This window comes from Streptococcus mitis (assembly GCF_002096835.1).
GTDB classification, from domain to species: domain Bacteria; phylum Bacillota; class Bacilli; order Lactobacillales; family Streptococcaceae; genus Streptococcus; species Streptococcus mitis_W.
The window spans coordinates 489,018-499,111 of sequence record NZ_NCVG01000023.1; the positions used below are offsets into that span (position 1 = coordinate 489,018).

Below are 10,094 nucleotides of genomic sequence, written 5' to 3' on the forward strand. Positions count from 1 at the left end.
CTTTTTCTCATATCATGATTTATCTTTTTAGGATTAGTTCCTATCATATTACCAAGAATAGTTAACTTTATTCATTATATCATAATTTAAAAACTATAAATACTTCTATTATCTAATTTCTTAAAATAAAAAATTCAAATAACTCTTAAAACTGAATTCCAATAATGAGACAAAATTATTCACACAATAAATAAAATTCAAGAACAAAAAATTGATGAAGGGACCAGTGAAGAATTCTGCCTTTTTAGCTGAAATAGTAATCAGCACCAGTATATAAACTTAAAAAATCAAAACGACCAAAATGAAGTGAGAAAGTGCTCCTTATTTTAGTCGTTTTTGTAAGTTATGTTTATTGAGGTATGAATAATTGAGTTTTAATATCTTAGAAAAGTGAGAATACAAGCACGGCCAAGGCTGCACCGATAACAGGTCCCACAACTGGAATCCAAGCATAAGACCAGTCTCCGTCTCCCTTGTTTGAAATTGGCAAAATGCTATGCATGATACGAGGTCCAAGGTCACGCGCAGGGTTCAAGGCATAACCTGTTGTTCCACCTAGTGATAGACCGATACCGACAATCAAAGTCCCCACTGCGAAGGTTCCGATACCTGCCTGAAAATCGTAAAGACCCAAAGCAAAGATTGTCAAGACCAATACAAAAGTTCCAAGGATTTCACTAATCAAGTTTGATACAGTATCTTTGATAGCTGGTCCTGTGCTGAAAGTAGCCAAAATATTTCCTGCATTTTCTTCTGCCTCATAGTGAGGTTTGAATTGCAACCAAACCAAAATCTGACCCAGCATAGCCCCTGCGAACTGGGCTAATATATAAGGGAATACTGATGCCCAAGGTAAACCACCTTTTAAGGCTACACCAATAGTCACAGCTGGGTTTAAATGAGCTGGACTGAGCTTGCCAGATACAAATACTGCAACCGCAACTGCAATCCCCCAACCCATGGTAATCACAATCCAACCTGAGCTGTTGCTCTTGGTTTTTGGAAGAACCACACCAGCAACAACACCATTCCCTAGAAGAATCAGGATTAAAGTCCCTAGAAATTCTCCAAATAATTCATTCATCATCTTTCTGTCTCCATTAAAAAGAAGGGGCGGGCGGCAAGGAATGCTGCCCTCCACCTCTTTTATTTTTTCTTAATTTTTTAATTCTGCTAAATCGTTGTTAGCGAGAGCCGCTTCGACATCCGCACGGTAGCCTGCTTTTTCTTCTTCTGACCAATCATAGAATCGTCCCATTTCATTCAAAACTGGCTCAACGATGCTATCCAAGCTATCACGCATAAAGAGCATATGGTTGGTACGACGAAGGAGGAAGTCAACTGGGCTAAGTGCCAACTCATTGCGCATTGCATAGTGAAGGGACAAGGTATCTGCCAAGCTGAGTCCTGGCGCTTGTTCCAAGCTGTGAGCAAGGGCAAAGACTTTCGGTGCATTTGAACCGTAAAGATTTGCTAAGTAATGAGCTTCCTTGCTATCCAAACCACGTGACACTCCAAGTTGCGCAAAGGCTTCGATTTCTGAGTCCACATTTGCTGGGTTCAATTCTCCACCTGAAACAGGGTAAGTCTTAGAGTTGATCAGTTTAAAACTGCGGTCAAATTCTGCTTTGAGGATGTCAACCACGCGCTCCATAGCTCCTTCAGCCATCTTACGGTAGTCTGTGATTTTACCACCAGCAAGGGTCAAGAGACCATTGTCATCACGGTCCAAACTTGAACCACGAGAAACTGCAGATGGATCCAAATGTTTCTCAGATGTGCTGCTTTCAAGCTTGCTGACAGCAGACTCAACATCTTCACGCGTTTTTTCTTTAGAGAGATAAGATTCAACAGTCGCAATCAAGTTGTTAAAGCTTTCGTCGCTAATGGTTCCGTTATTTCCTCCATTGTAGTCAGAAGCGCTATTGCCTGCGATCAATGGACGAAGACCTGCCCAGCTACTTTCGATATCATCAATGGTGATGTTGGCTTCTGGGAAGCGGTTATTGACAATGCCAAGTAGGTAATCTACATCTTCCTGCGTCACTTTCGGATGTTCCAAATCACCTGTGTAGTCTGTATCAGTTGTACCAAAGTAAGTCTTGTTTTCACGTGGGAGAACAAAGACCATACGGCCATCACCTAAACCTGTGTCAAAGTAAACTGGTTGTGAAACCTTGATCTTGCTTGAATCCACTACTAGGTGAACTCCCTTAGTTGGACGCATTTGTGAGAATTGGGTTCCCTTATTAGACAAATTGCGTACTTTATCGCTCCAAGGACCTGTTGTGTTGATAACCAGACGAGCCTTGATTTCAAACACTTGGTCTGTCAACAAATCACGAGCTACGACACCTGTAATCTTGCCACTTTCGTCAAAGAGGAAGCCTTCTGCCTTCACGTGGTTGGCAATGAGAGCACCGTCTTGGTTGGCACGTTTAATGTTTTCAATCACGAGACGCGCATCGTTGTTACGGAAGTCAAGGTAAACTCCACCTCCTACCAAACCTTCTTTCTTCAAGTTTGGCTGGCGTTCCAAGACTTCTTCCTTGCTCAAAACCTTGTTGGCAGCTGGCGTGTTATTAACCCCTGCCAAAAGGTCATACAAGTCCATAGCTACTTTAAGACGGAAGAGGCTAAAGGTCGCTCCATCTTCGTCGTAAACTGGCAAGAGCATTGGGTCCGGTTTTGGAATGTGTGGTGCGATTTGTTGAACCACTGCACGTTCAGAAACCGTGTCTGATACCACTTCTACGTCGAATTGTTTGAGGTAACGAAGACCTCCGTGAACCAATTTTGTTGAACGGCTAGATGTTCCTTCTGCGAAGTCCTGCATTTCAATCAAACCAGTATCTAGACCACTAGCTGCTGCCTGTAAAGCTACACCAGCCCCTGTGATTCCTCCACCGATAATCAAGAGGTCCAGGGTACGTTCCTGCATTTTTTGAATTGATAATTCACGTGTTTTCTTTGAAAATTCCATATTTACACACTTTCTAACTAAGTCGCTTTATTCTTCCAGTATTAGTCGTCTACTTCCGCAAAGACTTGGGTTGCTTTCACAGCTTTCTTCCAGCCCTTGTAGAGTTGTTCCTTGCGAGATTCATTCATAGATGGTTCAAAGAGTTCTCCTGTCTCATTCAAGAGTTTCAACTCATCCAAGTCCTTCCAATAGCCCACTGACAAACCTGCTAGAAAGGCTGCCCCCAAAGCTGTTGTTTCCAAGTTTTTGGCGCGTGCGATATCGATTCCCAAAATATCAGCTTGGAACTGCATGAGGAAATTGTTCATAGCTGCACCACCGTCTACTTTCAAGACTTGGATAGCTGTCTGAGCATCCACTTGCATGGTGTCGATGATGTCACGCACTTGATAAGCGATAGATTGCAAAGTCGCCTTGATAAAGTCTTCTTTAGTTGTTCCACGAGTTAAGCCAAAGACAGAACCGCGAGCGTTTTGGTTCCAGTATGGAGCACCTAGACCTGTAAAGGCTGGAACGACATAAACTTCATCATTGTTGTGAGAATCACGAGCGTATTTTTCAGATTCTGGTGAATTTTCTACCATGCGAAGACCGTCACGAAGCCATTGAATGGCACTTCCTGCGATGAAGATAGAACCTTCCAAGGCATAGTAAACCTTGCCGTTGATTCCGTAACCAATGGTTGTTAATAGGTTGTTTTCAGACAACTGCATCTCTTCACCAGTATTCATGATGATGAAAGAACCTGTTCCATAAGTATTCTTGACCATACCTGGTTCAAAGGCCAACTGCCCAAAGAGGGCTGCTTGTTGGTCCCCAGCCATACCTGAGATTGGCACTTCTCCACCGTAGAAATGGAATGGCGCTGTCTGACCGTATATCTCAGAGTTAGAACGAACTTCTGGTAGCATAGCCTTAGGAATGTTGAGGATTTCCAAAATCTCATCATCCCATTTGAGTTCTTTAATGTTATAAAGCATGGTACGAGCTGCATTTGAGTAGTCCGTCACGTGAGCCGCACCGTCAGTCAATTTCCAAACCAACCAAGTATCAATGGTACCAAAGAGCAATTCTCCTTTTTCTGCTCGCTCTTGAGCGCCTTCTACATGGTCCAAAATCCAACGAACCTTGGTAGCAGAGAAGTAAGCATCGATGATCAAACCAGTCTTTTCATGGAATTTTTCCACATAACCCTGACTTTTTAGTTGTTCAGCCAAAGGTGCTGTCTGGCGTGACTGCCAAACGATTGCGTTGTAGATAGGAAGCCCTGTTTTCTTATCCCAGACGACAGTTGTTTCACGTTGGTTGGTAATTCCGATTGCTTCGATTTGATTTGGCTTGACACCACTTTCGATGAAAGCACCCGCAATAACTGACTGAACAGAGTTCCAAATTTCATTGGCATTGTGCTCTACCCAACCTGCCTGAGGGAAAATCTGAGTAAACTCTTTTTGACTCGAGCTAACCTTTTCCCCTTTTTTGTTGAAAATGATGGCACGAGAGCTTGTAGTCCCCTGGTCAATGGCCATGATGTATTTTTCTTGTGACATGTGCTGTCCTCCTGATAAAGATCTTGAGGATGTTTCCTCTTTACACTAACTAGTATACAAAATAAAGCGCTTTCTTGTTTATCAACTTTTTTTAATTTTTTAAAAAATGTGAGTAGATTGTGTGAATTTCACAAAAAAGACCTGGAACAACCAAGCCTTTTAAGTGAATAATAACTGACGAATAGCCACCAAATCTTCCATATCCAAGTCATTTTTTAAATAATAAACTGGTGTTTGTTCCTTCTTATGAATCGGGTTATTGGTAACCAGCAAATCATAATGTCGAGTTCGGTCATAGGCTTCAATGGTAATAAAACGATTGTATTCCAAATACCGTTTCAAAATGGCTGCCATCCTTGAAAAGACAAGAAAACCAGATGTCAAATCCAGACCAATCCGCATATGCTGACCACCATTTTCAGCCATATATTCGATTAACTGCAGCCATTCCCAGAGAATTTTCTTATCTAAATCTGTCCCCTGATGAAAGGCCGGTAGAGCATGAAAAATCTCCTCTGCCGTTCCCCTAAAATCATGTTCCATCAGCAAATAAGGATGACGATTCTCCAACTGGTACTTGTAGCGGTCCTGTAAAATATAGCCCTTATAGAGATAGACTTGAGCACAAAGCTGACTGAGTTCATAGGTGACATGGTCCTCTGTATAATCACCCAGTAACTCCTCCTTCTTCATTTCTTGAATCAATTGCGTCAGCAAATCGGCCAACTGCCCTCCAAAACCAAGAATATACTCCATTGTATGAAGAGGAAGAATGCGATGAGATAGGAGGAAAGAGAAGAATATCATCATCTCCCCATCCTCAGTTCCGAGAGGGATGTGTTGCCCAGCAAAAAAGAACGAAGTCTTTCTCAGCAAACGAAGGTAGAAAATATTGTCAAAATAGCCATGCATTTTCTCTTCTATAACTTGAAACTGACAGGCATTGACTCGGAGACGCTGTTGACTGATGTGAGCCCAGAGAACCAAGTCCAATTTCTGGCCCGAAGACAAGCTTGCACCGCAGATTTCTTCTAGTGTAGCAATTTCCTGCTTTCTCTCTGGTTTCTGCATGTGACCTTCCCACTCCTGACTCGACCAGACCTTGCGGAAAAGACAGAAATAGAAATAGCGAATCTGATGCTCTGGACCTCGCCAACGTCCATTTTGGATGGATAAGTCAAATTCTGACAAAATCTGATTTAAACTAGCTAAGTGGCGACCAAGCGTTGCCTCGCTAATCATCAATTCTTGAGCCAGTTGATGGGCTAGGAACTGTTGGTGATAGAGAAGATAGACCAAAATCTGGTATTTAACAGCATTCTCCAAAAACAAGCTCCGGATATCTCTCCCCTTGGTAGCTGCACCGATTGACAGACGCAGATTTTCATCTTCTAAGTGAATAGTCAGCTCTAAGCCACTATCCAAAGCCTTGTCATTAAGAAGGGTGACATATTTGGTTAGGGTTGCTTTTGAAAATCCTGTTTCCTCCATTACAGCCTTGACAGTCGTCTGAGACTCTTGTAATAGAAAGGAAAGGATTGAAAATTGGCCAGATTCAGCCTTTTCCATCAAATCTCCTAAATACATTTGTTACCCCTTTCATTTTCTACCTTAAGCATAGCATAAATCTTACAAATGCTGAAATAATCTGTTTCTCTTTTTATTTTCATGCTGATTTCCTGGTTCATTATCCTGAAAATCAGCAAACACACGGCTCCCCCTTTGGGCATTTTTATGCTAAAATAGTAGCTATGGATAAAATTATTAAAACTATATCAGAAAGCGGAGCCTTTCGTGCTTTTGTCCTTGATAGCACAGAAACCGTCCGCACTGCTCAAGAAAAACACCAAACCCAAGCCAGCTCAACTGTAGCGCTTGGTCGAACACTTATCGCCAGCCAGATTCTCGCAGCCAATGAAAAAGGAAATACCAAACTAACCGTTAAGGTGCTGGGCTCTAGCTCTCTAGGTGCTATCATCACCGTCGCTGATACCAAGGGGAACGTCAAAGGATACGTTCAAAATCCTGGTGTTGACATCAAAAAGACTGCAACTGGTGAAGTTCTAGTCGGACCTTTTGTTGGAAATGGTCAATTCCTCGTTATCACAGACTACGGTACTGGAAATCCTTACAACTCTATGACTCCCCTCATCTCTGGGGAAATCGGTGAAGACCTGGCCTTTTACCTGACCGAAAGCCAACAAACCCCTTCAGCAGTCGGCCTCAATGTCCTTTTAGACGAAGAAGACAAGGTCAAGGTTGCAGGTGGTTTCCTAGTTCAAGTCTTGCCAGGAGCTAAGGAAGAAGAGATTGCTCGCTTTGAAAAACGCATCCAAGAAATGCCAGCTATCTCAACCCTTCTGGAAAGCGACGACCATATCGAAGCCCTCCTCAAGGCTATCTACGGTGACGAGGCCTACAAGCGTCTTTCTGAAGAAGAAATCCGTTTCCAATGTGACTGTAGCCATGAACGTTTTATGAACGCTCTTTCTAGCCTTCCAAGCTCAGACTTACAGGAAATGAAAGAGGAAGACCATGGGGCAGAAATCACTTGTCAATTCTGCCAAACGACTTACAACTTTGATGAAAACGACCTGGAGGAACTCATTCGTGACAAATCTTAACACACCTTTTATGATTGGCAATGTTGAGATTCCCAATCGTACCGTTTTAGCACCTATGGCTGGCGTGACCAACTCAGCCTTTCGTACTATTGCAAAAGAGCTCGGAGCTGGACTCGTTGTCATGGAAATGGTCTCTGACAAGGGAATCCAATACAACAACGAAAAAACCCTGCACATGCTTCATATCGATGAAGGCGAAAACCCTGTCTCTATCCAACTATTTGGTAGTGATGAAGACAGCCTAGCACGCGCAGCAGAATTCATCCAAGAAAACACCAAAACCGATATCGTGGATATCAACATGGGCTGCCCAGTTAATAAAATCGTGAAGAACGAAGCTGGCGCTATGTGGCTCAAGGATCCAGACAAGATCTACTCTATTATCAACAAGGTCCAATCTGTCCTTGATATTCCACTTACTGTCAAAATGCGTACCGGCTGGGCCGACCCATCTCTGGCAGTTGAAAATGCCCTCGCTGCTGAAGCAGCAGGTGTTTCTGCCCTCGCCATGCATGGCCGTACCCGTGAACAAATGTATACAGGTCACGCAGACCTTGAGACCCTTCACAAGGTCGCTCAAGCTTTGACCAAGATTCCATTTATCGCCAACGGTGACATTCGTACGGTCCAAGAAGCCAAACAACGCATCGAAGAAGTTGGTGCTGATGCAGTCATGATTGGCCGCGCTGCCATGGGAAATCCTTACCTCTTCAACCAAATCAACCATTACTTTGAAACAGGAGAAATCCTACCTGATTTGACCTTTGAGGACAAGATGAAAATCGCCTACGAACATTTGAAACGCTTGATTAACCTCAAAGGAGAAAACGTAGCAGTTCGTGAATTCCGTGGACTCGCTCCTCACTACCTTCGTGGAACATCTGGCGCAGCCAAACTTCGTGGAGCTATTTCACAAGCTAGCACCCTAGCAGAGATTGAAGCTCTCTTGCAATTGGATAAGGCTTAAAATGGTTCATACTGCTCTACTTGTTATCGATATGCAAAAAGCATTTGATAACCCTATCTGGGGAGAACGGAACAACCCTCAAGCTGAACAACAAGCATTGAGGGTACTGGCATACTTTCGTAAACACGCTCTTCCAATCTTACATGTTCAACACATATCTGACAATCCCCAGTCGCAATTTCATAACAAACAAAATCAGGAGTTTAAAAGTAGATTTGAACCAGTCACCTCAGAACCTATCTTTCAAAAAACGGTTAATAGCGCCTTCATTGGAACAAATCTTGAAACATATTTACGAAAAAATCAGATTTGTCATTTAGTCGTTGTTGGTTTGACCCTGCCTCATTGTGTATCTACTACGACACGAATGGCAGCAAATCTTGATTTTAAAGTCACTTTACTAGCAGATGCCACTGCCAGTTTTACCCTATCTAACAAAAACGGTCAGGCCATCTCTCCTGAGACTATCCATGAGATTAATCTCCTTTCTCTACAAGATGAGTTTGCTCAAATTCTTACTACAGAAGAATTTTTAACCCAAGTATAAGTATAAAATAATCCGTCAACTCTTATTGAGCTGACGGATTTTCTTTGATTGTAAAAATTTAAATACTGAGGGGTATTACTGATTCAAAGTAACACTGGAAACCTTACCATCCGCTCCTGTTGTAATTTGGATGATTTTTCCCCCACCAATTTTGGCATTATACTTACCATCATCAAGAGTATAAGAATAACCTTTGATAGAATAATTTTCTTTCTTTCCATCAGAAGATTCTACTGTAAATTGACCACCTGATGAAACTGTGATGGTTTCGCCATTTGCTCCCTTCCAATTGCCCGCTGCAGCTGAGAAATCACCATCTACCATAGTTAAAACACCCTTGTAGCGTTTATTTTGCTCTGCTTGTTTGTCTTGAAGTTTGCGGTCAGTTGTAGGATCATAGCTTGATTGGTTAGACTGGGCTTGAGGAGCCTGTTGAGTTGAAGGAGTCTGAGCAGGAGTTTGTTGACTAGCCGCCTGTTGATTAGCCACTTCTTGACCTTGTCTTTGCTCTGGTGCAGGTGCCGCTTGTGATGGCGTTGCAGTTGCTGAAGATTGATCAGTAGACGCCTTGGCCTTTTCAGATGAAGCTGAACTTGAGGACTTCTGAGTCTTGCTTTCTTTGCTAGAAGAAGCTACTTTAGAACTTGATGATTGGCTTGTCTTAGCAGAACTGCTTGCTTGAGTTGTTTCCTTTTTATTTCCACAAGCTCCCAGTAGCAAAGTAGAAGCCAATACAGTTGCTGCCATCAATTTGATATAGGTTTTCTTTTTCATTTTTCTACTCCTTTGTAATGTTTTAGAAATATAAAGAAATCTTTTTGTAATATAATTGTAACATTCAAATTTGAATATGTCAACAATTTATCTAAACTATTTTAAAAATCTCACATAATTTAGATACATTTACTCCTCCTACTCCTTTATTCGTAATCTAATAGAAAAAACAGAGAAAAATTCCTATTTTGTTTAAAATTTTTTAAATCGCTCTTGTGTAATCGCTTGCATCTTTAACTGCAAAGGAATATAATAATAGCGAACTAGGATATAGGAGGTATAGGTTTATGTTAAGCAAATATTACAAGTATCTTCCTTGGATGATTTTGGGAGCTTTCTGGTCTTATCAGTCTGCAATTCGCTACTCTCAGACTACATTTGATTTATTTTACTTAATAACCATTTTTATGATTGTAAATATAGCTTTATTGTACTTACACGAAACCTATTTAAAATATAAATACAAAGATTTATTCATTCGCATCATGAGCAATTCTAAGAAAGATAGCCACCCATAAAAGCAGTCGCAACAGCAAATCAAACTAATAAAGGCAAATCATGACCACCCGTCAAACGGGTGGTTTGTCCCAGGGCTATAAGCCCAAATTACCAGCCAGCGCCTAAAGACGCTGGCTTTCACTTTGTTCAA

Annotated in this window: 9 protein-coding genes; 4 read left to right on the forward strand and 5 right to left on the reverse strand. The window is 41.9% G+C overall.

The features are described from left to right. Positions 1-382: 382 nt before the first annotated feature. The 4 genes from B7699_RS09265 to B7699_RS09280 all read right to left on the reverse strand — a co-directional run bounded on the left by B7699_RS09265 (position 383) and on the right by B7699_RS09280 (position 6,120). Positions 383-1,087 carry an MIP/aquaporin family protein gene (locus tag B7699_RS09265; protein WP_000980823.1) on the reverse strand — a complete coding sequence of 235 codons (705 nt, stop codon included), beginning with the start codon at positions 1,085-1,087 and terminating at the stop codon, positions 383-385. Between the two features lie 69 nt (positions 1,088-1,156). Then, entirely contained in the window at positions 1,157-2,983 is a 1,827-nt protein-coding gene (glpO, locus tag B7699_RS09270) for a type 1 glycerol-3-phosphate oxidase (RefSeq protein WP_076742463.1), read from the reverse strand. Between the two features lie 41 nt (positions 2,984-3,024). Further along, the gene (glpK, locus tag B7699_RS09275) at positions 3,025-4,533 is read right to left on the reverse strand and encodes a glycerol kinase GlpK (RefSeq protein ID WP_084928027.1); all 1,509 of its coding nucleotides are present in this window, start codon (positions 4,531-4,533) and stop codon (positions 3,025-3,027) included. A gap of 159 nt (positions 4,534-4,692) precedes the next feature. Then, the gene (locus tag B7699_RS09280; RefSeq protein WP_084928028.1) at positions 4,693-6,120 is read right to left on the reverse strand and encodes an AcpB/EbpR/MafR family transcriptional regulator; all 1,428 of its coding nucleotides are present in this window, start codon (positions 6,118-6,120) and stop codon (positions 4,693-4,695) included. Positions 6,121-6,284: 164 nt separating this feature from the next. Between B7699_RS09280 and hslO the strand changes: the two genes are divergently transcribed. Genes hslO through B7699_RS09295 form a run of 3 tightly spaced genes read left to right on the forward strand, consistent with a single transcriptional unit; the run spans position 6,285 to position 8,671 of the window. After that, positions 6,285-7,157, forward strand: coding sequence for an Hsp33 family molecular chaperone HslO (gene hslO / locus B7699_RS09285; protein ID WP_000357853.1), 873 nt, complete (start codon positions 6,285-6,287; stop codon positions 7,155-7,157). Beyond that, a complete protein-coding gene (dusB, locus tag B7699_RS09290) occupies positions 7,144-8,124 on the forward strand; it encodes a tRNA dihydrouridine synthase DusB (RefSeq protein ID WP_000183308.1) in 981 nt (326 codons plus the stop codon). The genes hslO and dusB overlap by 14 nt, the downstream gene beginning before the upstream one ends. 1 nt (position 8,125) lies before the next feature. Beyond that, positions 8,126-8,671 carry a cysteine hydrolase family protein gene (locus tag B7699_RS09295; RefSeq protein ID WP_084928029.1) on the forward strand — a complete coding sequence of 182 codons (546 nt, stop codon included), beginning with the start codon at positions 8,126-8,128 and terminating at the stop codon, positions 8,669-8,671. 75 nt (positions 8,672-8,746) lie between these two features. Here the strand turns inward: B7699_RS09295 and B7699_RS09300 are convergent, their stop codons facing one another. After that, on the reverse strand, positions 8,747-9,445 hold the full coding sequence (locus B7699_RS09300) for a hypothetical protein (protein ID WP_084928030.1): 699 nt from the start codon (positions 9,443-9,445) through the stop codon (positions 8,747-8,749). Positions 9,446-9,732: 287 nt separating this feature from the next. Between B7699_RS09300 and B7699_RS09780 the strand changes: the two genes are divergently transcribed. Continuing rightward, positions 9,733-9,963: a hypothetical protein gene (locus B7699_RS09780; protein WP_084928031.1), complete on the forward strand. Its 231-nt coding sequence runs from the start codon at positions 9,733-9,735 to the stop codon at positions 9,961-9,963. Positions 9,964-10,094 lie beyond the last annotated feature (131 nt).